Here is a 25,701-nt window from a genome sequence, read left to right as displayed (position 1 = left end):
CTCGTAGGGTGGGCGCATGAATATCTGCGTCTTCCTGTCCGCGGCCGACCTCGACGAGCGCTATACGCGGCCGGCGCGCGAGTTCGCCGAGCTCCTCGGCAAGGGCGGCCACACCCTGGTGTGGGGCGGCTCCGAGAGCGGCCTCATGAAGGTCGTCGCCGACGGCGTGCAGGAGGCGGGCGGCAGGCTGGTCGGGGTCTCGGTCGACTTCCTCGCGGCCAAGGCCCGCGAGAACGCCGACGAGATGGTCATCGCCAAGGACCTCGCCGAACGCAAGGCGCTCCTGCTCGCCAAGTCCGAGGCCGTCGTGATCATGGTGGGCGGGACCGGCACCCTCGACGAGGCCACCGAGATCCTGGAGCTGAAGAAGCACGGCAAGACCACCAAGCCGATCGTCCTGCTCAACACCGCCGGCTTCTACGACGGCCTCAAGCAGCAGTTCCGCCGTATGGAGGACGAAGGCTTCCTGCCCGTCCCCCTCACCGAACTGGTCTTCTTCGCCGAGGACGGCGTCGCGGCGCTCGCCTACCTCGAAGAGTCCCGCGGCATCCAGTAGGGCGACGACCGGGGTGGGTGACGCCCGGGGTGGGCGGCGACAAGTGCGAGCATGGCGGGTATGGCTACTCATCTGATCACCGGCGCCGGTTCCGGCATCGGCGCGGCCGTCGCGCGCCGGCTGCACGCGCGCGGCGACGAGCTCATCCTGCTCGCACGCGACGCCGGCCGCGCCAAGGAGCTCGCCGCCCGCCACCCGGGCGCCCGCACCCTCGTCGGCGACCTCGCCGACCCCGACCGCCTCACCTGGGCCTTCGACAAGCAGCCGATGCCCGACCACCTCGACTCGCTGCTGCACATCGCGGGCATCGTCGACCTCGGCCCCATCGGCGAGCTGCGGCCCAAGACCTGGCACCAGCAGCTCAACGTCAACCTGATCGCCCCCGCCGAGATCACCCGCCACCTGCTGCCCCAACTGCGCGCCTCACGCGGCCACGTGGTCTTCGTGAACTCCGGTGCGGGGCTCAGCGCGCACGCCGAATGGGGCGCGTACGCCGCCTCCAAGCACGGCCTCAAGGCGCTCGCCGACTCACTGCGCAACGAGGAGCACCTCAACGGCGTCCGTGTCACCTCGGTCTACCCGGGCCGCACCGCGAGCCCCATGCAGGCCAAGGTGCACTCGCAGGAGGGCAAGGAGTACGTGCCGGCGCGGTTCATCGACCCCGAGTCCGTGGCCACGACCATCGTCATGGCCATCGACCTGCCGGCCGACGCCGAGGTCAACGACCTCACCGTGCGCCCCGGCAAGTAGCCGCTCGGCGGGGGCCCCGCCCCTGGTTGCGTAGGCTTCCGGGGTGAGCGAACAGAGCAATTCCCCCTGGGGGCCCGCCACCGGGGTCGGATCGATGCCGGGCGGCGACGCGCGGGAGACCGCCAAGACCGTCACCGGATCACTGATCGGCGCCGAGGGCGCGGGCGGAGACTTCCCGTACCTCGCGGAGCTGCCCGCGCGCGGCCCCGGCGCCGACATGATCGGCCGCACCATCGGGCTCCTCGTCGAGATGTACGGACATGTGGAGCCCAGCGGCTGGCGCGTCAGCGACCGGCCCGGCCGGGACACCCGGCGGGCCAGGTCCTGGCTGGGTGAGGACCTCGACGCCCTGGAGGAGTTCACCCAGGGCTACACCGGCCCCCTCAAGGTGCAGGCCGTCGGCCCCTGGACGCTGGCCGCCGCACTTGAGCTCAGGACCGGAGAGCTCGTCCTCGGCGACCCCGGCGCCTGCCGCGACCTCGCCGGATCGCTCGCCGAAGGGCTGCGCGACCACCTCGCCGACGTACGCCGCCGCGTACCCGGCGCCCAGCTGGTTCTCCAGCTCGACGAGCCCTCCCTCACCACGGTGCTGCGCGGCCAGATCCGTACCGCCAGCGGATACCGCACCCACCGGGCCGTCGACCGCCAAGTCGTCGAGGGCTCCCTGCGCGATGTCGTCGCCGTGCACGACGGCCCCGTCGTCGTCCACTCCTGCGCCCCCGACGTCCCGTTCGCGCTGCTGCGGCGGGCCGGCGCGGCCGGGGTGTCGTTCGATTTCTCCCTGCTCACCGAGCGTGACGACGAGCAGATCGGTGAGGCCGCCGAGAGCGGCCTCAAGCTCTTCGCCGGAGTCGTGGCCGCCACCGACGGCCCATTGTCAGACCCTGCCGGTAGCGTCATGGGTGTCAGGACGCTGTGGCGCAGGCTGGGGCTTAATCCGGGGACTCTGGCCGAGTCCGTGGTGATCACTCCCACCTGTGGCATGGCGGGCGCGTCCCCGGCCTACGCACGGGCCGCGCTCGCCCACTGCGTCCGGGCGGCGAGATCGCTCGCGGACAACCCTGAGTGACGGGGCAGACGGGAAACGGGAGGACATGACGGTGGCTGGCGAACAGAACGCAGCGGTGCCGGCGGAGGCACGGGAGAAGCACGCGCTCCTCGCCGAGCAGATCGAGGAGCACCGCTTCCGGTACTACGTCAAGGATCAGCCGGTCATCAGCGACGGCGACTTCGACAAGCTGCTCCGCTCCCTGGAAGCCCTGGAGGACGAGCACCCCGAGCTCCGCACGCCCGACTCGCCCACCCAGAAAGTGGCGGGCCCCTACGCGACGGACTTCGCCTCGGTCGTGCACCGCGAGCGCATGCTCTCCCTGGACAACGCCTTCGACGACGAGGAGCTCGCCGCCTGGTCCGAGCGGGTCGCCAAGGACGTCGGCACGGGCACCTTCCACTACCTGTGCGAGCTGAAGGTCGACGGCCTCGCCGTGAACCTGACGTACGAGAACGGCAGGCTGACCCGCGCCGCCACCCGCGGCGACGGCCGCACCGGCGAGGACATCACGCCCAACGTGCGCACCATCGCCGACATCCCCACCCGGCTCAAGGGCGACCGCATCCCCGCCCTCGTCGAGATCCGGGGCGAGGTCTACTTCCCGATGGAGGCCTTCGAAGCCCTCAACGCGCGCCTGGTCGAAGCCGGCGACAAGCCGTTCGCCAACCCCCGCAACGCGGCGGCCGGTTCACTGCGCCAGAAGGACCCCAAGGTCACCGCCACCCGGCCGCTGCACATGGTGGTGCACGGCATCGGCGCCCGCGAAGGCTTCGACATCGACCGCCTGTCGCAGGCCTACGGGCTGCTGCGCGCATGGGGCCTGCCCACCGCCCAGCACAACAAGGTCGTCAACTCCCTCGAAGAGGTGCGGGAGTTCATCGCCTACATGGGCGAGAACCGGCACTCCGTGGTGGAGCACGAGATCGACGGCGTCGTCGTCAAGCTCGACGAGATCCCCCTCCAGGGCCGCCTCGGCTCCACCGCGCGCGCCCCGCGCTGGGCCATCGCCTGGAAGTACGCGCCCGAGGAGGTCAACACCAAACTCGTCAACATCCGGGTCGGCGTGGGCCGTACCGGCCGCATCACCCCCTACGCCCAGGTCGAGCCGGTCACCGTGGCCGGCTCCGAGGTCGAGTTCGCCACCCTGCACAACCAGGACGTGGTCAAGGCCAAGGGCATCCTCATCGGCGACACCGTGGTGCTGCGCAAGGCCGGTGACGTGATCCCCGAGATCCTCGGCCCCGTCGCCGACCTGCGGGACGGCAGCGAATACCCCTTCGAGATGCCCGCCGAGTGCCCGGAGTGCGGCACCGCCCTGCGCCCGATGAAGGAGGGCGACATCGACCTGCGCTGCCCCAACGCGCAGACCTGCCCCGCCCAGTTGAGGGAGCGGCTGTTCTACCTCGCGGGCCGCAAGAGCCTCGACATCGAGAACTTCGGATACGTCGCCGCGGCCGCCCTCACCAAACCGCTGGAGCCCTCCGCGCCCCCGCTCCTCGACGAGGGCGACCTCTTCGACCTGACCATCGAGCAACTGCTGCCCATCCGGGCCTACGTCCTCGACCAGGACAGCGGGCTGCCCAAGCGCGACCCCAAGACCGGCGAGGAGAAGACCGCGCTCGTCTTCGCCAACATGAACGGGGAGCCGCGCAAGAACGCCGTCTCCATGCTGGAGAACATCGCCGCGGCCAAGGAGCGCCCGCTCGCCCGCATCCTCACCGGGCTCTCCATCCGCCACGTCGGCCCGGTCGCCGCCGAAGCGCTCGCCCGTGCATTCCGCTCCATGGACCGCATCGAGCAGGCCACCGAAGAGGAACTCGCCGCCGTCGAGGGCGTGGGCGGCATCATCGCCGCCTCGCTCAAGCAGTGGTTCACCGAGGAGTGGCACCAGGAGATCCTGCGCAAGTGGAAGGCGGCAGGCGTCCGCATGGAGGACGAGAGCGCCGGTGACGACGAGGGGCCGCGCCCGCTGGAGGGCCTCACCGTCGTCGTGACCGGAACGCTTGAGCGGCACACCAGAGATGGCGCGAAAGAAGCGCTGCAAAGCCGCGGAGCCAAGGTCACCGGTTCCGTCTCCAAAAAGACATCTTTCGTTGTCGTCGGCGACAGCCCCGGTTCAAAGTACGACAAGGCAATGCAGTTGAAGGTTCCGGTTCTGGACGAGGACGGATTCGCCATTCTGCTGGAACAAGGGCCAAAAGCAGCGGCAGAAGCCGCGATGCCCAACGCCTCAGAGGGGGAATAACAGAGAAACAAGGGTAATAACAGGGGGCCTGGAGGCTGCGCGGAGTCACCCGTTCGGCGCATAGCAGACCGCTGCGGGTGGCTGGGTCGCATTCGGGCAAGAGCTGTAGACCGCTGCCCCAGGAAGCCTTCAGCGGCCTACTGTTGAGATGCGCGCCCGTCGTGCACGACCGGTGAACCCCGCCCGTGGAGCAGGTGGGGGCGGAACACCGGCCGTGGTGGCATGACAGCGGGCGCCATCGCGAGCACGGGCACCGCCGGCTGTGAGAGGGACGGGAATGAAACCGACCGAGAGCACCGCCCCGGCCGTGAGGCTGCGCGGGTTCACGGGCTTTTCGTCCACGCTGACGGCCGTCGTCACCGGCCTCGCGGGCGGAGTCCTCGCCACCGGCGCCTACCGGGCCGCTCAACAGGGCACCGCCCTGTTCCCCGGCGGCACGACGGGCTGGTCGCTCGCCGTGCTCAGCGGCGTCATCGTCGGCCACCTCGTCGCGCTCGGCCGTGAGCGCTGGTGGGGCGGCACCGGCTCCGGAGCCGCCCTCACCATCGCCGTACTGCTCCTCTACGGGTGGCTGCCGGCCGCCCTGGTCAGCCTGGCCGTCGTGGTCCTCGTCGGCGCCGCACGGCGCAACCGCTGGCGCCAGGGCGTGCTGCACGGCGCCGTGGACGTCGTCGGTATCGGCGCCGCCGGCCTGGTCCTCGCCGCGTTCGGCACCGTCCCGTCCGTCGCCCGGCCGTGGTGGCCCACCGAGTGGACCATCGCCACCGCCCCCCAGATCGTCCTCGCCGCCGGCGCCTACCTGCTGTGCACCAGGACGCTGCTCTGGTACGCGACCGCGCCCCGCGGCGGCCTGCCCACGGTGGCCCGCACCGCCCTGCTCCGCCAGGGCCTCGTCGCCGTCGCACTGCTCGGCATCGCCCCGCTGATCTGCGTCGTCGCCATGGCGGTGCCGGTGCTGCTCCCGCTCTTCGCGGTGCCGCTCGTCGCCCTCGACTCGACGTTGTGGATCGCCCGCGCCCGCGCCGAGGAGCAGCTGCGCGACCCGCTGACCGGGCTACCCAACCGCCAGTGGCTCCTGGAGCGCACCTGGTCGGCCCTGGAAGAGGCGGAGAACACCGCCACCCGGTCCGCACTCGTCCTGATCGACCTCGACCGCTTCCGGTCGGTCAACGACACCCTCGGCCACCTCGCCGGAGACCGCCTCCTCCTCCAAATAGCCGAACGGCTCAAGACGGCTCTGCCGCGCGGAGCCGAGGCTGCCCGGCTCGGCGGCGACGAGTTCGCCGTGCTGCTGCCCGTCTGCGAATCCGCCACCAGCGCCATGCGCACCGCCCGCGGCCTGGTCGCCGAGCTGTCCTCGCCGCTCGACCTCGACGGGCTCACCCTCGTCCTCGAAGCCAGCGCCGGCGTCGCCCTCTTCCCCGACCACGCCCTCGACGCCGAAGGGCTGCTGCGCCGCGCCGACATCGCGATGTACCAGGCCAAGCGGGACCGTACGGGCGTGGAGGTCTACGAATCCAAACGGGACTCCAACACCCCCGACCGGCTTGGCCTGTTGGGGGATCTGCGACGGGCGCTCGACGCCGGTGACGTGGAGCTGCACTACCAGCCGAAGGTCCAGTTCGACGGCCAGGTGGCGGGACTTGAGGCACTGGTGCGCTGGGTGCACCCCGAGCGGGGGCGGGTGGCGCCGGACGAGTTCATCGCCATCGCCGAGTCCAGCGGGCTCATGCCGCACCTCACCGAGTACGTCCTGGACACCGCGCTCGCGCAGGTGGCGCGGTGGCGGGCGCAGGGCCTCAACGTGCCGGTCGCCGTCAATGTCTCCCCGCGCGACGTCCACACCCCGGGGTTCGCGGGGTCCGTCGCCGCCCGGCTCGCCCGGCACGGCGTGCCGCCCGGCGCGCTCCAACTGGAGATAACCGAGCACGTCCTTCTGGAGGACCCGCAGCGGGCCGCCGACACGCTGGCCGGACTGACCGGGCACGGCGTGAAGATGTCCCTCGACGACTTCGGCACGGGCTACTCCTCGCTGGTGCATCTGCGGCGGCTGCCGGTCAGCGAGCTGAAGATCGACCGGTCGTTCGTGGCGCGGCTCGCCGTCGACAACGAGGACGCGGAGATCGTACGGTGCACCGTCGATCTCGCCCATTCGCTGGGCCTGTTGGTGGTCGCGGAGGGCGTCGAGGACGACGAGACGTGGGAGCGGTTGCGGGACCTGGGGTGCGATGCGGTGCAGGGGTGGCTGGTCGCTGCGGCGATGCCGCCTGCTGAGGCGACGGCGTGGCTGTTGGCCCGGGGGGACAGCGGGTGGCACCGGCCGGCGGAGATCGCTGCGGCACAGGCCGCGGCCGAAGCCGGCCAAGCCTCAGGCCAGCCCGTCCAATGACCCCGGAGCTCCGGTCGCGCTGACCACGCCGGTGCCGATCCCGCCGGTGCCGGGGCGGGAGCTGCAGCGGATCGCCGGGCCGCCGGGGCGGCCGCGCGCTCAGCGGACGGGAAGGTGACCGCCGGCGCCGCGTGGTCGGGTGGGAGGGCGAGGCGAGGTGCCGCCCGTCTCCTGGAGGGCCAGCACGTCGAGCCGCTCCTTGAGCACGAGACGCAACAGGTTCTCCGGGGCGCCGTCGATGTGCGTACCGGCGTCCCAGGGGTTCAGGGAGGCGCGTCAGGCGCGGCCGGGACCCGGCGCCGCGCACCGGAACCTGCATCCACGGACGCGTTCGGGACGAGGCCGGGGGCGGCAGCGCGGAGGCCACCGAGTGCGAGCGGGATATCCGTTTCGTGGTCCGGGCGGCGCGCCCCATAGGATTAGGGCCTGTCGGCACCTTCCTGCCCGCCGCGCAACGCCCGGCCCGCCCCTCCGGGTGGACGGCGGGAAAGCGCCGACAGGCCCTAGGTCCACACCACACGCACTCACCCCTGAGGATCGCTGCATGCCTGGCATTACGCGCGAGGAGGTCGCCCACCTCGCCCGGCTGGCGCGTCTGGAGCTGAAGGGCGAAGAGCTCGACCACTTCGCCGGACAGCTCGACGACATCATCGGCGCGGTCGCCCGCGTCTCCGAGGTCGCCGACCAAGACGTACCCCCGACCTCCCACCCGCTGCCGCTGACCAATGTCATGCGCGCGGACGAGGTCCGTCCGTCGCTCACCCCCGCGCAGGCGCTCTCCGGCGCCCCGGCCCAGGAGCAGCAGCGTTTCAAGGTGCCGCAGATCCTGGGGGAGGACTAATCACCATGACGGACATCATCAAGCTCACCGCGGCCGAGATCGCCGCGAAGATCACGGCAGGCGAACTCACCGCCGTCGAGGTCACCGAGGCCCACCTGGCGCGCATCGAGGCCGTCGACGAGAAGGTCCACGCCTTCCTGCACGTCGACCGCGAGGGTGCGCTCGCGCAGGCCCGCGCCGTCGACGCCAAGCACGCGGCCGGCGAGAAGCTCGGCCCGCTGGCCGGCGTACCCCTGGCGCTGAAGGACATCTTCACCACCGAGGGCATCCCGACCACCGTCGGCTCGAAGATCCTCGAAGGCTGGATCCCGCCGTACGACGCGACGCTCACCAAGCGCCTCAAGGACGCCGACGTCGTCATCCTCGGCAAGACCAACATGGACGAGTTCGCCATGGGGTCCTCGACGGAGAACAGCGCCTACGGTCCGACGGGCAACCCCTGGGACCTGACCCGCATCCCCGGCGGCTCCGGCGGCGGCTCCTCCGCGGCCCTCGCCTCCTACGAGGCGCCGCTCGCCATCGGCACGGACACCGGCGGCTCCATCCGCCAGCCCGCCGCCGTCACCGGCACCGTCGGCGTCAAGCCCACCTACGGCGCGGTCTCCCGCTACGGCATGGTCGCCTTCTCGTCCTCCCTCGACCAGGGCGGGCCCTGCGCCCGTACCGTCCTGGACGCGGCGCTGCTCCACGAGGTCATCGCCGGGCACGACCCGCTCGACTCGACCTCCATCGACGCGCCGGTCCCGCCGGTCGTCGAAGCCGCCCGCAACGGCAGCGTCGCGGGCATGCGCGTCGGCGTCGTCAAGCAGTTCAGCGGCGAGGGCTACCAGGCCGGTGTCGTCCAGCGCTTCAACGAATCGGTCGAGCTCCTGAAGTCGCTAGGCGCCGAGATCGTCGAGCTGGACTGCCCCTCCTTCGACCTGGCGCTCTCCGCGTACTACCTGATCGCGCCGTCGGAGTGCTCCTCCAACCTGGCCCGCTTCGACGCCATGCGCTACGGCCTGCGCGTCGGCGACGACGGCACCAGGTCCGCCGAGGACGTCACCGCGCTGACCCGCGAGGCCGGCTTCGGCGACGAGGTCAAGCGCCGCATCATCCTCGGTACGTACGCGCTGAGCTCCGGCTACTACGACGCGTACTACGGCTCCGCCCAGAAGGTCCGCACGCTCATCACGCGCGACTTCGAGAAGGCCTTCGAGCAGGTCGACGTGATCGTCTCGCCGACCACGCCCACCACCGCCTTCCCGATCGGCGAGCGCGCCGACGACCCGATGGCGATGTACCTGGCCGACCTGTGCACCATCCCGACCAACATGGCGGGCAACGCCGCCATGTCGCTGCCCTGCGGCCTCGCGCCGGAGGACGGCCTGCCGGTCGGGCTGCAGATCATCGCCCCCGCCATGAAGGACGACCGCCTGTACAAGGTGGGAGCCGCCGTCGAGGCCGCCTTCGTGGAAAAGTGGGGACACCCGCTGCTTGAGGAGGCACCGTCGCTGTGAGCGCACTGACCAAGGCCAAGGGCTTCAAGAAGTCCAAGGCCGGTACGTACCTGTCCATCGGCACCACCGCCTTCGGTGCCATCAGCGTCGCCAAGCAGGCCAAGAAGGCCCGCACCGAGAACGACACGCTGAAGCTCCTGGACGCCATCGTCTCCGCCGCCGCCATCGCCACAGGCGTCGCCATCCTGCTGCGCGAGCTCAAGCGCATCGGTGACGACGACGTCCTGTTGGGCTGAGAGGGAAGTTTTTCACCGTGACCGTCACTGATCTGGTCTCGTACGAGGACGCCCTCGCGACGTACGACCCCGTCATGGGCCTTGAGGTCCATGTCGAACTCGGCACCAAAACCAAGATGTTCTGCGGCTGCTCGACCGAGCTGGGCGCCGAGCCCAACTCGCAGACCTGCCCCACCTGCCTCGGCCTGCCCGGCTCGCTGCCGGTCGTCAACGCGATCGGCGTCGAGTCGGCCGTCAAGATCGGCCTCGCGCTGAACTGCGACATCGCCGAGTGGTGCCGCTTCGCCCGGAAGAACTACTTCTATCCGGACATGCCGAAGAACTTCCAGACCTCCCAGTACGACGAGCCGATCGCCTTCAACGGCTATCTGGACGTCCAGCTGGAGGACGGCGAGATCTTCCGCGTGGAGATCGAGCGCGCCCACATGGAGGAGGACACCGGCAAGTCGCTGCACGTCGGTGGCGCGACGGGCCGCATCCACGGCGCCTCGCACTCGCTCCTGGACTACAACCGCGCCGGCATCCCGCTCATCGAGATCGTCACCAAGCCGATCGAGGGAGCGGGCGAGCGCGCCCCCGAGGTCGCCAAGGCGTACGTGGCGGAGCTGCGCGAGGTCATCAAGGCGCTCGACGTCTCCGAGGCCCGGATGGACAAGGGCCAGATGCGCTGCGACGTCAACCTGTCGCTGCGTCCGCACGGTGTCGAGAAGTTCGGCACGCGTTCGGAGACCAAGAACGTCAACTCGCTGCGGTCCGTCGAGCGGGCCGCCCGCTTCGAGATCCAGCGGCACGCGGCGGTGCTGTCCTCGGGCGGCACGATCGTGCAGGAGACCCGTCACTTCCACGAGGAGGACGGCTCGACCACCGCCGGGCGCATCAAGGACAACGCCGAGGACTACCGCTACTTCCCCGAGCCGGACCTCGTGCCGGTGGCCCCGGCGCGCGCCTGGGTCGAGGAGCTGCGTGCCGGGCTTCCCGAAATGCCGCGGGTGCGGCGCAACCGGCTCCGCGAGGAGTGGGGTGTGTCCGAGCACGACATGCAGTCGATGCTCAACGCGGGCGCCGTCGACCCGATCGTCGCGACGATCGCCGCCGGGGCGGATGCGGCGGGGGCCCGTAAGTGGTGGATGGGCGAGCTCGCCCGCAACGCCAACGAGCGCGGGGTCACCCTGGACGAGCTGCCCGTCACGCCGGCGCAGGTCGCGCGGGTCGTGGCGCTCGTCGCCGCGGGCGACCTCAACGACAAGCTCGCCCGTCAGGTCATCGAGGGTGTCCTCGCGGGTGAGGGCGACCCCGACGCGGTCGTCGAGAAGCGCGGCCTGAAGGTCGTCTCCGACGAGGGCGCGCTGGGCGCGGCCGTGGACGAGGCGATCGCGTCGAACGCGGCGATCGCGGACAAGATCCGGGGCGGGAAGGTCGCGGCGGTGGGTGCGCTGGTCGGTGCGGTCATGAAGACCACGCGTGGTCAGGCCGACGCGGGGCGTGTGAAGCAGCTCATCCTGGAGAAGCTGGGCGTCGAGGGCTGACCCCTCCGCCCCCGAGGGGGCGGCCCCGCCGGCCTGGCCCGACGGAGCCGCCCTTTCGCATGCCCCGTGGCTCCGCCCCAGAGCCAGTACCGCGCCTTGAGGGCGCTCGTCCTCAATCGCCGGACGGGCTGAGGATGCCGAGACTGGGCACTCTGCCAAGGTCAACCCCGCCAGGGGCGCGGGGAACTGCGCGAGATGCGGGCACGGTCCGCACCCGAAAGCGGGGTTGCCCGGGGCTCCGCCCCAGACCCCGCCGGACGGGCTGAGGGTGCCCACGCTGGGCACCCTGCCAAGGGCAACCCACCCAGGGGGCGCGCAAAACTGCGCCGGGCGGGGTTGGACTTTTGGGGGGAGGGCTTGGACGTTCATCCGCGGGTCCGGGCGGGGCCTTCTGGGGGACACCCTGGGTCACTAGCGTTCCCCCGTACGCCCCATACCGCCCGGGAGGACCCCTTGACCACGGACAACGCAGGCGCAGCCACCGGCTTCTCACGGCGCCGCCTGCTCGCCCTCGGCGGAGGTGCCCTCGGCGTCGCCACCGCCGGCTCGCTGCTGCCCCCCTCGCTGCAGACGGCGATGGCCGCGGGGCCGCCCGCCGGCGGGATGAGCGCGGTCAAGCACGTCGTGATCCTCATGCAGGAGAACCGGTCCTTCGACCACTACTTCGGCACCCTGCGCGGCGTACGCGGCTTCGGTGACCGCAACGCCCTCCAACTCCCCTCCGGCAAGCCCGTGTTCGAGCAGCCGGGCCCGCTCGGCAGCACCGTCCTGCCGTTCCCCGTGCGCGGCGCCGCCGCCGCCCAGCACAAGGACCTCCAGTACATAGGCGCCCTCGACCACTCCTGGAGCGGCGGCGCCAAAGCCTGGAACACCGGCTGGATGGACAACTGGGTCTCCGCCAAGACCTCGGCGACGATGGCGTACTACGACCGCCAGGACATCCCGCTGCACTACGAACTCGCCGACACCTTCACCGTCTGCGACGCCTACCACTCCTCCATCCACAGCTCCACCAGCCCCAACCGCAACCACTTGTGGAGTGGGAAGACGGGCTATGAACCCCATGGGCAGCGGGCCGTCGGCAACGATGCCTACGACGAGGGGACCCATCCCGGGTACGACTGGGGCACCTACGCCGAGCGGCTCGACAAGGCCGGGCGGAGCTGGAAGACGTACACCGAGTGGGAGAACTTCACCGACAACCAGATCGAGTTCTTCACCACCTTCAAGGCCATCGCCCGCAAGGCGCTCGCCAAGACGGGTGGGCACACGTTCATGGAGTCCTTCTACGCGGTCGTCCGATCCACCCCGGACGATGCCGAGCGGCAGCGGCTGCTCGGGCTGCTCGACCAGGGCGTCGCCACCCTCACCAAGTCCGAACGCCGCCTGTTCGAGCGGGGGTTGAGGCGCGTACCGACCGGCACGCTCGCCGACGCCTTCGGCAAGGACGTCGCGAACGGCACCCTGCCCGAGGTCTCCTATCTGGTGCCCTCCGCGCTCGACTCCGAGCACCCGAGCGTCTCCTCGCCCGTGCACAGCGCCACCATCGTCTACAAGGTGCTCGACGCGCTCGGCAAGCACCCCGACGTCTGGCGGCACACCGTCGTCCTCATCAACTACGACGAGAACGACGGCTTCTTCGACCACGTGCCGCCGCCCGTCGCCCCGCCCGAGGTCGCCGACGAGCAGTGGCAGGGCAAGCCGACCGGGCTCGGCGCACGCGTGCCGATGCTCGTCGTCTCGCCCTGGAGCGTGGGCGGATACGTCTGCTCCGAGGTCTTCGACCACACGTCGGTCATCCGTTTCCTGGAGCGCTGGACGGGGGTGCGCGAGCCCAACATCAGCGCGTGGCGCCGCACCGTCACCGGCGACCTCACCTCCGCCTTCGACTTCACCCGCGGCAGGCCGCAGCCCGCCGTGGCCCGGCCCGGGCCCATCCCGCCGCTGAGCGGACGCTGGAAGCCCGTGCCGCCCGCCGAGCAGCACATGCCCGTACAGGAGGAAGGCACCCGGCCCGCCCGGCCGCTGCCCTACCAGCCGGACGCCTACGCACGCATCACCCAGGGCGCGCTCCAGGTGCAGCTCAGCAACAACGGGCGGTCCAGTGCCCACTTCGCGCTCTACCCGTACGCCAAGGAGTTCGCGGCGCCGCAGCACAAGGACGTCCGGGGCACGGCGCAGTGGAGCGTGCCGGCGGCCGGTGGGGGTTACAAGTTCACGGTGACCGGGCCCAACGGGTTCCGGCGCGAGTTCGAGGGCGCCGCGGCCACGGACACCGCCGAGATGACCACGTACCTCGACCACCATGACCGCGACATCCATCTGACGCTCCGCAACCGCGGCCGGGCACCGGTCACCTTCACCGTCCGGCCGCTCGGCTACGCGGACGAGGCCGACCTGCGGGACTGGAAGCGGACCGTCACGGTCAAGCCGGGCCGCAGCCGCACGGTGGTGCACTCCGCCGCCGACGCGCACGGCTGGTACGACCTCGAAGTGACCGCGGACGGCCCCGGCCCCACCCCGTTCCGCAGGCGCCTCATGGGCCACATCGAGAACGGCCGCCCCAGCGTGTCGGGCTGACCCCGCAGGGAGAGGCGGGCAGCCGGGGCCCCCACCCCACCGGCGTAGGGGTCCCTCCGCCCCACCGGTGTGCGGCCGTGCGAGGGTTGCCGGGCGGCCGGCGGCCCTCGCAGGAGCGCCGGTTCGCGCCGTGACCATGCAGGCGTACGCAGATGGAGGAGCGGGATGTTCGCACGATCGCTGGGGAACGACGGGGCCGAACTGTGCCCCCTCGAACCGTGGCAGGCCGAGGAGTTCCTCGCCCACATGGACCGGGGGCGCGACTTCGTCGGCACCTACATCCCCCTGCCCGATGTCGCGGCCGACCTGACCTCGGCCCGCGCCTACCTCCAGCTCTACGCGGACAAGGCGGCCGCGGACACCGGGCGCCTGTACGGCATCCGGCTCGACGGAGTCCTCGTCGGCGGGGTCATGTTCCGGACCTTCGACGCGGCGCGGGGCGCCTGCGAGGTCGGCTGCTGGCTGGAGCCGGCGGCGGTCGGGCGTGGCCTGATCACCCGCGCGGCCACCCTCCTCATCGACTGGGCCGTAGACGCGCGCGGCATCCACCGCGTCGAGTGGCTGGCCTCGGCCGAGAACACCCCGAGCATCGACGTGGCCAAGCGGCTCGGCATGACCAGGGACGGGGTGCTCCGCGAGAGCTACCTGTACCGAGGGGTGCGGCACGACAGCGAGGTCTGGGCGGTCCTCGCCCACGAGTGGCGGGCGGCCCGCGCGGGCCGCTGACGGTGGGGCCGCGCCGATGTACGAGCGGGGCTGTGCCCATGCGCGGGTGGGGCCGCCCTGCCGACGTACGAGTGGGGCGGGGCGGGGCGTTAAGGGAGCTCTCAGCGGACTCTCAGAAACGGCCCCTAGCGTGCCCGGTATGAACGCCACCCCCGCCACGACGAAGACCGACGCCGAGACCGAGCCCACGACGGACGCTGAGACCAAGGGCGCGGCCACCACCGAGGGCGCGGCCACCACCGAGGGCGCGGCCACCACCGAGGCCACGTCCACCACCGGGGGAGCGACGGCCGAAGCGGCCCCGGGCGCCCCCGCCGCCACCGCCACCGGCACCCCGGATGCCGACGCGTCCGAGCACCTCCATGAGGAAGGCATGGCCGACGACATCCACGACGGCGAAGCCGACGCCGTTGCCGTCAGCCGTCCGGGCTTCGGCGCGGGCGCGGCCGCCGTCGTCGCCGGCGCGCTCGGCGCGGTGTCGCTCAGCGGCACCTGGATGGGCAAGACGCTCTCGGAGCGCGCCACCCTCGTGGGGCAGATCAAGACCTCCCAGACCGGCACCGCGGCCCAGCAGATCCAGGAAATCTACGGCAACTCCTGGCACACCACCGCCCTGGTCAACGGCGTCTTCGCGCTGCTCGCCCTGATCGTCGGCGCCGCCGTGCTCGCCCGCCCCGCGTTCGGGACGCCGGGCCGCTCCGAGCAGCCGGTGTGGGTCAAGGCCGTCGCCCTGGCCGGTGTCGTCCTCGGCGTCATCGGCCTGCTCATCTCCGTGGGCATGTACGTCGACCTGTTCGCGGCGCTGCCCAGCACCAAGGGCTGAGACCCGGGCGCACATCCCGAGCCGCCTAAGGCGCCAACGCCCCGCCTTAGGCGGCTCCGGTCCATCATCCGGACCGTCTAAGGCGGCGGCCGCGTACAGATGCGGCACACGCCCGATGTGGCAGTGGCCCCTGGGGGACGAGAGTTGAGGCATCGCAAGGAGCCCGGAACACCGGGCCCGGGCGAACCACCTCAACCGCGTCAGGCACACCCCAGGAGCAATGAGATGTACGACTACGAGATCTTCAAGTCCCACCAGGCCGACCTGCTGCGCCGCGCCGACCAGGAGCGCCTGGCGCGCCAGGTCCGCCGGGACGCGCGCCGCGCCGGACGGCGCAGTGGCGACAACGGCCCGGAGGGGCAGGTGAGTTCAGTGCGGAGCCGCTTCGTACGGGCTGCGTGAACGACCCCGGCCGCCCTGATGCCCACCACTCCGGCCCACCCGGCCGTCCCGCCCCCGGGCCGCCCGGCCACCTTGGATCCGGGGCACCCGGCCTCCTCAGGTCCGGGCCACCGGCCCGCCTCGGCCCCGGCTCACCCGGCGGACTCGCCCTCGGGCCGCCTGGCCCCCTCGGGTCCGGCGGCCCGGGCCGTCGCCGGTACCCCGGCCTCCTCCGAGGTCGCCTCCCCGGCAGGGGGCGGGGGCGGACCGGCCGCCCCGATGTCGTTGGGCTGTGCGATGCTCGGCGGCGTGGAGACCAGGTCAGTCAGTCCCGTGTTCGTCGGCCGCGCCGATGAGTTGCGGACATTGAACGAAGCGCTCGCGCGCGCCGCCGCCCCTCAGGGCGAGCCGCAGGCGCTGCTCGTCGGCGGCGAGGCCGGGGTCGGCAAGACCAGGCTCGTCGAGGAGTTCACCGACGCTGCCTGCGCGGCCGGCGCCGTGATCGCCATCGGCGGCTGCGTCGAGGTGGGCGCCGACGGGCTGCCCTTCGCCCCCTTCTCGGCCGCGCTGCGCGCCCTGCGCCGCCGGCTGCCCGACGAGCTGGCCGCCGCGGCCGACGGCCAGGAGGAGGAGCTCGCGCTGCTCCTGCCCGAGCTGGCCAAGCCGGGCCTCCCCCTCGCGCGCGAGGACGGCTCCGCCCGGCTCTTCGAGCTCACCGTGCGGATGCTGGAGCGGATCGCCGCCGACCGCACCGTCGTCCTCGTCCTCGAAGACCTGCACTGGGCCGACGCCTCCACCCGCCACCTGCTCGCCTACCTCTTCCGCACCCTGCGGCGCGGCCGGCTCGTCGTCGTCGCGACCTACCGCGCCGACGACATCCACCGTCGCCACCCGCTGCGCCCGCTCCTCGCCGAGCTCGACCGGCTGCGCAGCGTGCGCCGCATCGAACTGCCCCGCTTCACCCGCGCCGAGGTCCGCCACCAGCTCGCCGGAATCCGCGCGGCCGAACCCGAACAGCGCCTGGTGGACGAGATCTTCGAGCGCTCCGACGGCAACGCCTTCTTCGTCGAGGAACTCGTCGTGTGCGGGGACGCGGGCACCACCTGCGCCGGTTTGAGCGACTCGCTGCGCGACCTGCTGCTGGTCCGCGTCGAGAGCCTGCCCGACGACGCCCAGCAGGTGGTGCGGGTCGCCGCCGAGGGCGGCTCCACCGTCGAGTACCCGCTGCTCGCCGCGGTCACCCGGCTCTCCGAGGACAAACTCATCGAGGCGCTGCGGACCGCCGTCGGCGCCAACATCCTGCTCCCCGCGCCGGACGGCGACGGCTACCGCTTCCGCCACTCCCTGATGCGCGAAGCGGTCAGCGACGACCTTCTGCCCGGCGAGTCCTCGCGTCTCAACCGGCGTTACGCCGAGGCACTCGAAGCCGACCCGTCGCTGGTGCGGGCCGACGAGCACACCACCCGGCTCGCCACGTACTGGTACCACGCGCACGACGCCGCCAAGGCGCTGCCCGTCGTGCTGAGCGCCTCCGTCGAGGCCCGCCGCCGGCACGCCTACGCGGAGCAACTGCGGCTGCTTTCCCGGGCGATGGAGCTGTGGGACGGCGTTCCCGAGGAGATACGCGACCGGCTCAGGCCGCTGGACCACGTCGGTTCGTACCCGGCCTGCGGCTGCGCCCCCGAGAGCGCCGCCCCGCTGCGTTACCTCGATCTGCTCGCCGAGTCCGTCGAGGCGGCCCGCCTCTGCGGCGACCGCGAACGCGCCCTGAAGCTCGCCAAGAAGGCCCTGCGACTCATCGACGCCGAGCGCGACGACCACTCCGCCGAGCGCAACGTCCGCTCCGCCGACGGCGACCGGTCCACCACGGGCGCGAGGTCCGCCCAGGGCGCCGGCTCCGCCGGCAACGATCCGCTGCGCGCGGCCTGGTTCTGGATCCAGCTCTCCCGCCTCATGCAGAGCCTGGGCCGCGGCGACGGCTGGGCCGAGATCGCCACCGCTCAGGAGCTGGTGCGCGGCCTGCCGCCGTCCCCCGTCCACGCCGAGGTGCTCGCCACCGCCGCCGGCTGGCGCATGCTGCACAACCCCGGCGCGGAATCCCTCGCCGAGGCCGAACAGGCCGTCGCCTATGCCCGGTTGGTGCAGACTGAGGAGATCGAGCTCAAGGTCACCCTGACCCTCGGCACCCTCCTGCTCGACTCCGGATCGGTCGAGGAGGGGCTCGCCACGATGCGCAGGGTGATCGACCGCACCCTCGAACTCGGCTTGGTGGGCGAGGCCGGCCGCGGCCATGTGAACCTCTGCTCCGGCCTGGAGTCCATCGGCCGCTCCGCCGACGCCGTGCGCGTCGCGGACGACGGGGTGCGCCTGGCCCAGCAGTACGGCCTGCTCGACAACGAGGCCTGGGTGCAGGCCAACCGTGCCGAGTCCCTGTTCGTGCTCGGCCGCTGGGCGGAGGCCGCCGACTCCATCGAGCGGGCCCGGCGCACCGCGGTGAGCGCCAAACCGCTCGGCAAAGCGATCTTGCACCGGGCCGAACTCGCCCTGCGTCTGGGTGAGTTGGACCAGGCTGCGGCCTGTCTCGCCGACGCGCACGCCGCGTTCGGCGGCTACGACCCGATGGCCCAGCACACCATCCCGCTCGCCCGGATCGCCCTGGACTGCGCGGCCGCCCACGGCCGTATCGAGGAGGCCCGCGCCGAGCTGGCCCGCGTCACCGAGCCCGGTTTCCCGCTCGGCACCCAGCGCTACGCCTGGCCGCTGCTCGCGGCCGCCGCCGGGATGGAAGCCGATGTACGGGGCCTGCCGTCGGCCGAGCAGGGCCGGGCCGCGGCGCTCGACCTCATCCGTACGACGGCCAAGAGGCTGCCGACCGGCGCCCCCGCGTGGGAGGCGTACGCCCTGGTCGTCGCCGCGGAACTCCACCGCGCCGAGGACCGTGACGCCGCGGGTGACTGGGAGGCGGCCGCCCACGCGCTGCGGCCCCTGTGCCGCCCCTACGAGCTGGCCCAGGTCTGCCACCGCTGGGCCGCGGCGCTGCTCGCGGAGGGCGGCGACCGCGAGACCGTCGCAACCCTGCTGCGCCAGGCCCACGCCGAAGCCGAGCGCCTCGGCGCCCGCCCGCTGCGTGAACAGCTGGAGCTTCTCGCGCGCCGCGCCCGTCTCTCGCTGGCCGCCCCGGATCCGATGGTCCCCGACGAGCCCGCCGACCCGGTGGAGGCGCTCGGCCTCACCAGCCGCGAGCAAGACGTTCTGCGCTTGGTGTCGGCGGGGCACACCAACCGCCAGATCGCCGAAGAGCTGTACATCGCGCCGAAGACGGCGAGCGTGCACGTCTCCAACATCCTTGCCAAGCTGGGGGTTTCGGGCCGCGGTGAGGCGGCGGCCCTCGCTCACCGGCTCAACCTCTTCCAGGACGGGGCGGCGTCCGTCTCCGTCCCCTGACCCCTACGTGACGTCCAGCTCCAGGATGCGGTCGTCGCCGGGCTTGGGGGTGCCGCGCGAATCGGTGTTGTTGGTGAGCACCCAGAGCTTTCCGGTCCCGGCCGCGAGTACGGTGCGCAGCCGCCCGTACTGGCCGGTCAGGAACGCCTCGGGGGCGGCGAGTGCCTTGGTGCCGTTGAGCGGGACGCGCCACAGCCGCTCGCCCTTGAGCGCGGCCAGCCACACCGAGCCGTCGGCGAACGCGATCCCGCTGGGGGAGGCCTCCGAGGTCTTCCACTGGGCGACGGGATCGACGTACCCGGGCTTGCCGCCCCGGCCCTCCACCACGGGCCAGCCGTAGTTCTTGCCGGGCTCGATGTAATTGAGCTCGTCCCACGTATCCTGCCCGAACTCCGAGGCCCACAGCCGGTTTTCGCCGTCCCAGGCGAGGCCCTGCACATTGCGGTGCCCGGGGGAGTACACGACGGAGTCCGCCTCCGGATTGCCGTACGCGGGCTGTCCGTCGGGGGTCATCCGCAGGATCTTCCCGCCGAGCGACGCCTTGTCCTGGGCGAGGCCGCGGTCGCCCGTCTCGCCGGTTCCGGCGTAGAGCATCCGGTCGGGGCCGAAGGCGATCCGCCCGCCGTTGTGCACGGCGCCCTTGGGAATCCCGCGCAGGATCGTGTCGGGCGCCCCCAGCTGCTCGCCCGCGGGCCGCTTCGGGTCGTAGAACATCCGGGCGATGCGGTTGTCGGACTCGGTGGTGAAGTACGCGTAGACGAGGTGGTCGGCGCCGTACGTGGGGGACAGGGCGAGGCCGAGCAGGCCGCCCTCGCCCTGGTGGTCGACGCCCGGCACGCTGCCCACGGCGGCCTTCGCACCGGTCGTGGTGTCCACCCGCAGGACGGAACCGTCGTCACGGGAGCCGACGAGGAGCCCGCCTTCGGGAAGCGCCGCGATGCCCCAGGGCGACTTCAGATCCTGGGCGACGGTCCTGACCACCTTCACCGAGCCCTTGGCGGGCGGGAGTTGGACGGTGGGCGTCGCGGCCGGCGCGGACGCCTTCGCTCCGGACCCGGAGGCCGCGCCCTGGCCGTGCGGCTGCGGAGAGCCGGAGGAGCAGCCGGCCGCGAGCAGGAGCGCGGCTGCGGCCAGGGCGGTGGCCACGGTGGTTCGTCGCACGGTGGTGGTTCCCTTCGACGGGGTCGATGCGCTGGTCCCATTCTGTCGGCCCGGCCGCCCACGGTCCCGCCCCGCCCGGTCGCCCGCCGCGCCGGAGTGTCCGCGTGGCCCGACCCCCGCTCAGTCGCGGGCCGCCGGGAGCGCCGCCAGGTCCGCCAAGTCGCGTGGGGTGAGGGAGAGTTCGGCCGCGCGGGCGTTTTCGCGTACCCACTGCGCGCGCTTGGCGCCGGGTACGGGGACGACCTGGTCGCCCAGGCGCAGCAGCCAGGCCAGCGCCACCTGCCCCGGGGTCGCGCCGTGCCGCTCGGCGATCCGGCGCAGGCCCGCCACCACGGGCTGGTTGGCCGCCATCATCTCCGCCGTGAAGCGGGGGTGGCGGGCCCGTATGTCGTCCGGTTCGAAGCCCTGGCCCGGGGTGAGCGTGCCGGTCAGGAAGCCGTTGCCCAGCGGCATCGCGGCGAGCAGGGCCACACCGCGCGGCGTGCACCACGGCAGCAGCGCGTCGAGGGCCTCCCGCGACCAGACGGACAGCTCCGCCTGCACGGCGGCGACCGGGAAGACCTGCTGCACGCGCCGGAGCAGCCGCACCGTCGACTCGTACCGGCCCACGTGCAGCCCGTGCACCCCCGCCACCGGGGTCGTGCGCCGCACCGCCCGCGCGCCCATCGCGCTGAGCCCGAGCGCCCGTACCTTCCCCGCGCTCACCAGCTCCGCCATCGCGCCCCAGGTCTCCTCGACGGGGACCTCGGGGTCGGCGCGGTGCAGCAGGTACAGGTCGATGACGTCGGTCCCGAGCCGTCGCAGCGACGCGTCGCAGGCCCGACGCACATACCCGGGGCGGCCGTTGGCGACCACGTGCTGGTCGCCGCCGACCAGGAGCCCGCACTTGGTGGCGACGAACGCCTCGGCCCTGCGCTCCTTGAGGACCCGCCCGATCAACAGCTCGTTGGTGAACGGGCCGTACATGTCGGCGGTGTCCAGCAGGTTCGAGCCGGTGTCGAGCGCCGCGTGCAGGGCCCCGAGCGAGCTTTCCAGGTCCTGTTGCGAGCGGCTGTAGCCCCAGCTCATCGGCATGCAGCCGAGCCCGATCGCACCCGCCCGCAGGGCCCCCGCCCCGATTGTCCTGCGCTCCACCTGGCCGGATCCCTCCCTCGTCGCTCCCCAAAGTAACCTCTGGCCTGCGCGTTGCTTCGCATAGCCTCCTGACCATGAGCGCAGACGTGTGGATCCCTTTCGACCCGGCCGATGTCCCGGGCCTGCCCGACACCCTCGACTACCGCGTCTGGGACGGCGGCCCGGACTTCCCCGCCGACCCGGCCGACTGCGCCGTCTATGTGGTCCCGTACATGAAGCCGTCCCAGATCGCGGTCCGCCCGCTCGCCGCCATGACCGGGCTGCGGGTCGTGCAGACGCTGACCGCAGGCATCGACCACGTGCAGCCCGGCATCGGCCTGCTGCCGCCCGGCGTACGCCTGTGCAACGCGCGCGGCGTCCACGAGGCGTCCACCGCCGAGCTGACCCTGACCCTCGTCCTCGCCTCGCTGCGCGGGATCCCGGGGTTCGTCCGGGGCCAGGACAAGCAGGAGTGGCGGTCGGGGTTCTATCCCGCCCTCGCCGACAAGTCGGTCCTGATCGTCGGGTACGGGTCGATCGGCGCCGCCATCGAGGACCGGCTCGCACCCTTCGAGTGTGCGCGGGTGGCGCGCGTCGCGCGCTCCTCGCGCACCACGGAGCGCGGCGCGGTGCACCCCTGGACCGAGCTGCCCGCCCTGCTCCCGGACGCGGACGTCGTCATCGTCTGCACCCCGCTGACCGAACAGACGAAGGGCCTGGTGGACGCGGCATTCCTGAGTCGGCTCAAGGACGGGGCGCTCCTGGTGAACGTCGCGCGCGGGCCGGTCGTGGAGACCGAGGCGCTCCTTGCCGAACTGAAGTCCGGACGGCTGCACGCGGCACTGGATGTCACCGACCCCGAACCCCTGCCCGCGGGACACCCGTTGTGGACCGCTCCGAATGTTCTCATCAGCCCCCACGTGGGCGGTTCGAGCTCCGCCTTCCTGCCCCGCGCCAAGCGTCTGCTCGCCGCTCAGCTCACCCGCTTCGCGGCCCAAGAGCCGCTCGCCAACGTGGTTCTGACGACGGATCAGTAACGCTCCGCAGCGGTTCGGGTGCACCGGGTGCCTTCGCGACTGCACGCTGTCACGGAGCGTATAGGGACTATGTCCCTGAGTGACGAGACTGGTGTATCGTCCCGACCGGGGGCCGGCGCCGTGCGTCTACGGCGCGGGCGAGCGATCACTGCGAGGGGGGCGACGGGCGATGCACGGCCAATGGACGAACGATCCGACGCGGCGGAGCCGTCTGCGGCAACTTCGCCGCGCGCATCGCACAGCGATGCACCGCGGTGGAGCGGCGACCGCCGAGGCGATAAGCGGAACAACGACGAACGGCGCCCGGAAGCACGGCCTGTGGGCCGGCGATTCCACGGTCCGGCCCCGGCCGGAGGGGACCCCGTTGCGGGCCCGGTGGCGTGGAGCGGTCCGGTGAGCGCGCCGGGTGCGATTCTCACCCGACCCCCGATGGCCGGCGGCGGGACCGGCATGGTCTCCCAAGTGATCCTGGCGCTGATCTGTGCGGGATATGCCACCGGCGCATTCCTGGGCTGGGGTTCCGATGAACTCGCCCTGATCATGGGCGACTTCGGGCTCGCCAGCGCGGCCCTGATCGCCGCGGTCTCCTGCTTCCTGTACGCGCGGGACGCGGCGGAGAGCGAGAGCAGCTTTCGGCCGGCCTGGCTGCTGTTCTCCTTCTCCTCCGCCATGGCCGCCTGCGGCAACGGCGTCTGGGGCTGGTACGAGGTGGTGCTGCGGCGCCAGGTGCCCACCCCCTCGCCCGCCGACTTCTTCTTCCTCTGCTTCGCGCCGCCCGCCATCGTGGGCCTGCTCGTCCTCGCCAAACGCCCCGTCACCAGGGCCGGTTGGGTCTGTCTCGGGCTCGACTCCTGGCTCATCGGCGGCTCCCTGCTCACCCTGTCCTGGAGCCTCGCCCTCGCCCGCACGGCCCACGAGGGCGAGGGTGAGGGCGTCGCGCACGCCACCCTCACCCTCGCCTATCCGCTGCTCGACATCGTGCTGGTCTCCATGGTGCTCGCGCTGCACTTCCGGCGTTCGTCGGCCAACCGGTCCGCGGTGAACACCGCGATCGCGGCGCTCGCCCTGACCGTGCTGTGCGACGCCCTGTTCACCTCGCCGCTGCTGCGCGAGCACTACCGCTCGGGCCAGCTCCTCGACGCCGGCTGGTTCGCCGGCTCGCTGCTGCTCGGCTACGCACCCTGGGGCGCCCGCAGGCTGCCCCCGGCGCCGCCGCCCCGGCCGGCCATGGCCCCGCTCGCCGCGCGGCCCGCCGTCGGCCGCGGCCGCACGCGCCCCCTGCCGGCGACCCGGCCGCTCGCCAGCTCGCTCGCCGCGCTCACGCCGTACCTCGCGGCCGCCGTGTGCACCCTGGGCATCCTCTACAACGTCATCGAGGGTCACCGCGTCGACCGGATGGTGGTCTTCACCGGCTGCACCGTCGTACTCGCCCTGGTCGTCCGCCAGGGCATCATGCTGCTCGACAACATCGCGCTCACCCACGAACTGGCCCAGAAGGAGAACCACTTCCGCTCCCTGGTGCAGGGATCGAGCGACGTCATCATGATCGCCGCCCCCACCGGCATGCTGCGGTACGTGAGCCCCGCCGCCGCCGGTGTCTACGGGCGGGACGCGGAGGAGCTGGTCGGCTCCGAGCTCGCCTCGCTCATCCACCCCGAGGACCTCGGCCGGGTGGTGCACGAGGTGCGCCGCTTCCTCGCGGCGCCGCCCGCCGACGAGCCCACGACACGGATCGAGTGCCGCTTCAAGTCGGGGACCGGCGAGTGGCTCAACGTGGAGTCGACCGTCAACCGCCATCAGGGCGGGCTCATCCTCAACAGCCGCGACGTGACCGAACGCGTCCGGCTCCAGGCGCAGTTGGAGCACAACGCCGAGCACGACCCGCTCACCGACCTGCCCAACCGCGCCCTGTTCACCAAGCGGGTCCGCAAGGCGCTCGGCGGGCGGCGCACCACCGACCCCGGCACCGCCGTGCTCTTCATCGACCTCGACGGCTTCAAACAGGTCAACGACACCATCGGCCACCAGGCCGGCGATGAACTGCTCATCCAGGCCGCCCGCCGCCTCCACGACTCCGTCCGCGCGGGCGACACCGCGGCCCGGCTCGGCGGCGACGAGTTCGCCGCGCTGATCCTCGGCGACGGCACCCGCGACCGGTCGGCCCGTGAGTACCACGTCCGGGAGATCGCCGACCGGCTGCGTCTGACCCTCTCGCAGCCCTACCAGATCGACGGCAACGAGGTCCGCGTCGCCGCCTCCATCGGCGTCGCCTTCGCCGAGCCCGGCGTCGGCGCGGGGGAGCTGCTGCGCAACGCCGACCTCGCGATGTACCGGGCCAAGAAGGGCGGCAAGAACCGGGTCGAGCTGTACGCCCCCCAGATGCAGGCCGAGGTGGTCCGCAAGTCGGAGCTCGCCGCCCGGCTGCGTACGGCGCTGAGCGACGGCGAATTCGTCGTGCTGCACCAGCCCGTCGTCGACCTCACCACCGGTGCGGTCTCCGCCGTCGCCGCCCAGGCCCGCTGGCGCTCCGCACAGGGCATCCTGTTCACCCCGGCCGAGTTCCTGCGGGTCGCCGACGAGAGCGAGCGCGCCGCCGAGCTGGGGCGCTGGCTGCTCGAAGAGGCCGTGGAGCTCGCCGCCGAGCGCAGGCGGGCGGGGCTCGCCGCACCCGTGTCGGTCCGCCTGTCGGCCCGGCGCCTGCTCGACAAATCACTGCCGATCGGCGTCCTCGAAACCCTGCTCGCCCGGCACGGACTGCCCTCGGGCGCCCTGATCATCGAGCTCGCCGACAGCGACCCGAGGATCTCCTTCGACGAGCTGGAGCGGCGCCTCGTAGGCCTGCGCAGGCTCGGCGTGCGGATCGCGCTCGACGGGTTCGGCAGCGGCTACGCGGCGATCAACGCGCTGCGCCGGCTCCCCATCGACCTGCTGAAACTGGACCGGGGGCTCGTCGAGGGCGTCGTCGAATCGGCCAGACTGCACAAGATCACCGCGGGGCTGCTCAGGATCGCCTGCGACCTCGGCATGCAATCGGTCGCCGACGGGCTCGACGCGCCGGAGCAGGTCCTCGCGCTGCGGGCCATGGGGTGCACCCACGGGCTCGGCATGGCGTTCTCCGGCCCGCTCGACGAGTACCGGCTGCGGCGGTCCCTCGCGCGCGGCGAGTTCCCGGTGCCGGGCGGGGCCGCGCTGCCCGTGCTCAGTGGCTTGAGCCGGCCCCTGCTCGGCTCACATGATGAGACGCCCGTCCCACCTACTTGACACCACCAGCGCGCCGGGGGGAGGGTCAATGCCATGCGCACCCGAATTCTCGTACTTGGAAAGCGCGTCGGCTGAAGCGGAG

Annotated in this window: 18 protein-coding genes; 16 read left to right on the top strand and 2 right to left on the bottom strand. The window is 72.2% G+C overall.

All coding sequences use genetic code 11. The features are described 5' to 3' along the window. Window positions 1–16 precede the first annotated feature (16 nt). The 14 genes from AB0D31_RS14025 (at window position 17) to AB0D31_RS13960 (ending at window position 19,047) form a co-directional block, all read left to right on the top strand. Window positions 17–556 (top strand): TIGR00730 family Rossman fold protein, encoded by a 540-nt coding sequence (locus tag AB0D31_RS14025; protein ID WP_267056539.1) that lies wholly within the window; start codon window positions 17–19, stop codon window positions 554–556. A 51-nt stretch (window positions 557–607) separates the two neighbouring features. After that, window positions 608–1,306, top strand: a complete 699-nt coding sequence (locus AB0D31_RS14020) for an SDR family oxidoreductase (RefSeq protein ID WP_362721609.1) — start codon at window positions 608–610, stop codon at window positions 1,304–1,306. A gap of 43 nt (window positions 1,307–1,349) precedes the next feature. Continuing rightward, window positions 1,350–2,375, top strand: a complete 1,026-nt coding sequence (locus tag AB0D31_RS14015) for a methionine synthase (RefSeq protein WP_362721606.1) — start codon at window positions 1,350–1,352, stop codon at window positions 2,373–2,375. Window positions 2,376–2,406: 31 nt separating this feature from the next. After that, window positions 2,407–4,602, top strand: a complete 2,196-nt coding sequence (gene ligA / locus AB0D31_RS14010; RefSeq protein ID WP_362721603.1) for an NAD-dependent DNA ligase LigA — start codon at window positions 2,407–2,409, stop codon at window positions 4,600–4,602. Between the two features lie 277 nt (window positions 4,603–4,879). Continuing rightward, complete coding sequence (locus AB0D31_RS14005; protein ID WP_362721600.1) at window positions 4,880–6,991, top strand: bifunctional diguanylate cyclase/phosphodiesterase; 2,112 nt, start codon at window positions 4,880–4,882, stop codon at window positions 6,989–6,991. A gap of 544 nt (window positions 6,992–7,535) precedes the next feature. Then, on the top strand, window positions 7,536–7,832 hold the full coding sequence (gene gatC, locus AB0D31_RS14000) for an Asp-tRNA(Asn)/Glu-tRNA(Gln) amidotransferase subunit GatC (RefSeq protein ID WP_003966094.1): 297 nt from the start codon (window positions 7,536–7,538) through the stop codon (window positions 7,830–7,832). 5 nt (window positions 7,833–7,837) lie between these two features. After that, window positions 7,838–9,331, top strand: coding sequence for an Asp-tRNA(Asn)/Glu-tRNA(Gln) amidotransferase subunit GatA (gene gatA, locus AB0D31_RS13995; protein WP_362721597.1), 1,494 nt, complete (start codon window positions 7,838–7,840; stop codon window positions 9,329–9,331). Continuing rightward, the gene (locus AB0D31_RS13990; RefSeq protein WP_267056547.1) at window positions 9,328–9,567 is read left to right on the top strand and encodes a hypothetical protein; all 240 of its coding nucleotides are present in this window, start codon (window positions 9,328–9,330) and stop codon (window positions 9,565–9,567) included. The genes gatA and AB0D31_RS13990 overlap by 4 nt, the downstream gene beginning before the upstream one ends. Before the next feature lie 17 nt (window positions 9,568–9,584). After that, window positions 9,585–11,093, top strand: a complete 1,509-nt coding sequence (gene gatB, locus AB0D31_RS13985) for an Asp-tRNA(Asn)/Glu-tRNA(Gln) amidotransferase subunit GatB (protein WP_362721594.1) — start codon at window positions 9,585–9,587, stop codon at window positions 11,091–11,093. Window positions 11,094–11,546: 453 nt separating this feature from the next. Beyond that, complete coding sequence (locus AB0D31_RS13980; RefSeq protein ID WP_362721591.1) at window positions 11,547–13,673, top strand: phosphocholine-specific phospholipase C; 2,127 nt, start codon at window positions 11,547–11,549, stop codon at window positions 13,671–13,673. Between the two features lie 165 nt (window positions 13,674–13,838). Continuing rightward, a complete protein-coding gene (locus tag AB0D31_RS13975) occupies window positions 13,839–14,399 on the top strand; it encodes a GNAT family protein (protein ID WP_362721589.1) in 561 nt (186 codons plus the stop codon). 139 nt (window positions 14,400–14,538) lie between these two features. Further along, a complete protein-coding gene (locus AB0D31_RS13970; protein WP_362721586.1) occupies window positions 14,539–15,222 on the top strand; it encodes a hypothetical protein in 684 nt (227 codons plus the stop codon). 225 nt (window positions 15,223–15,447) lie between these two features. After that, window positions 15,448–15,624 (top strand): hypothetical protein, encoded by a 177-nt coding sequence (locus AB0D31_RS13965; RefSeq protein WP_362721584.1) that lies wholly within the window; start codon window positions 15,448–15,450, stop codon window positions 15,622–15,624. Window positions 15,625–15,882: 258 nt separating this feature from the next. Then, complete coding sequence (locus tag AB0D31_RS13960; protein WP_362721581.1) at window positions 15,883–19,047, top strand: AAA family ATPase; 3,165 nt, start codon at window positions 15,883–15,885, stop codon at window positions 19,045–19,047. 3 nt (window positions 19,048–19,050) lie between these two features. On the opposite strand, the gene AB0D31_RS13955 is transcribed toward AB0D31_RS13960, so the two are convergent. Together AB0D31_RS13955 and AB0D31_RS13950 are read right to left on the bottom strand one after the other, a co-directional pair. Next, window positions 19,051–20,208: a PQQ-dependent sugar dehydrogenase gene (locus AB0D31_RS13955; protein ID WP_362721578.1), complete on the bottom strand. Its 1,158-nt coding sequence runs from the start codon at window positions 20,206–20,208 to the stop codon at window positions 19,051–19,053. Between the two features lie 120 nt (window positions 20,209–20,328). Next, window positions 20,329–21,342 (bottom strand): aldo/keto reductase, encoded by a 1,014-nt coding sequence (locus tag AB0D31_RS13950; protein ID WP_362721575.1) that lies wholly within the window; start codon window positions 21,340–21,342, stop codon window positions 20,329–20,331. A 74-nt stretch (window positions 21,343–21,416) separates the two neighbouring features. Between AB0D31_RS13950 and AB0D31_RS13945 the strand changes: the two genes are divergently transcribed. Both AB0D31_RS13945 and AB0D31_RS13940 read left to right on the top strand, forming a co-directional pair. Further along, window positions 21,417–22,358 (top strand): 2-hydroxyacid dehydrogenase, encoded by a 942-nt coding sequence (locus AB0D31_RS13945; protein WP_362721572.1) that lies wholly within the window; start codon window positions 21,417–21,419, stop codon window positions 22,356–22,358. Between the two features lie 393 nt (window positions 22,359–22,751). Beyond that, window positions 22,752–25,619, top strand: coding sequence for an EAL domain-containing protein (locus AB0D31_RS13940; protein ID WP_362721569.1), 2,868 nt, complete (start codon window positions 22,752–22,754; stop codon window positions 25,617–25,619). The last annotated feature ends 82 nt before the right edge of the window (window positions 25,620–25,701 follow it).

This window comes from Streptomyces sp. NPDC048361 (assembly GCF_040651795.1).
Taxonomy (GTDB): domain Bacteria; phylum Actinomycetota; class Actinomycetes; order Streptomycetales; family Streptomycetaceae; genus Streptomyces.
The sequence above is the reverse complement of the archived record's forward strand: the minus strand, read 5'-3'. Positions and strand labels throughout refer to the sequence as shown.

Bases quoted from the DNA above. Each gene is read 5' to 3' on its own strand.
- AB0D31_RS14020 (WP_362721609.1), top strand. From the start codon at position 608: ATGGCGGGTATGGCTACTCATCTGATCACCGGCGCCGGTTCCGGCATC.
- AB0D31_RS13970 (WP_362721586.1), top strand. From the start codon at position 14,539: ATGAACGCCACCCCCGCCACGACGAAGACCGACGCCGAGACCGAGCCC.
- AB0D31_RS13960 (WP_362721581.1), top strand. From the start codon at position 15,883: ATGTCGTTGGGCTGTGCGATGCTCGGCGGCGTGGAGACCAGGTCAGTC.
- AB0D31_RS13965 (WP_362721584.1), top strand. From the start codon at position 15,448: ATGTACGACTACGAGATCTTCAAGTCCCACCAGGCCGACCTGCTGCGC.
- AB0D31_RS13975 (WP_362721589.1), top strand. From the start codon at position 13,839: ATGTTCGCACGATCGCTGGGGAACGACGGGGCCGAACTGTGCCCCCTC.
- gatC (WP_003966094.1), top strand. From the start codon at position 7,536: ATGCCTGGCATTACGCGCGAGGAGGTCGCCCACCTCGCCCGGCTGGCG.
- AB0D31_RS13945 (WP_362721572.1), top strand. From the start codon at position 21,417: ATGAGCGCAGACGTGTGGATCCCTTTCGACCCGGCCGATGTCCCGGGC.
- AB0D31_RS14025 (WP_267056539.1), top strand. From the start codon at position 17: ATGAATATCTGCGTCTTCCTGTCCGCGGCCGACCTCGACGAGCGCTAT.
- gatA (WP_362721597.1), top strand. From the start codon at position 7,838: ATGACGGACATCATCAAGCTCACCGCGGCCGAGATCGCCGCGAAGATC.
- AB0D31_RS14005 (WP_362721600.1), top strand. From the start codon at position 4,880: ATGAAACCGACCGAGAGCACCGCCCCGGCCGTGAGGCTGCGCGGGTTC.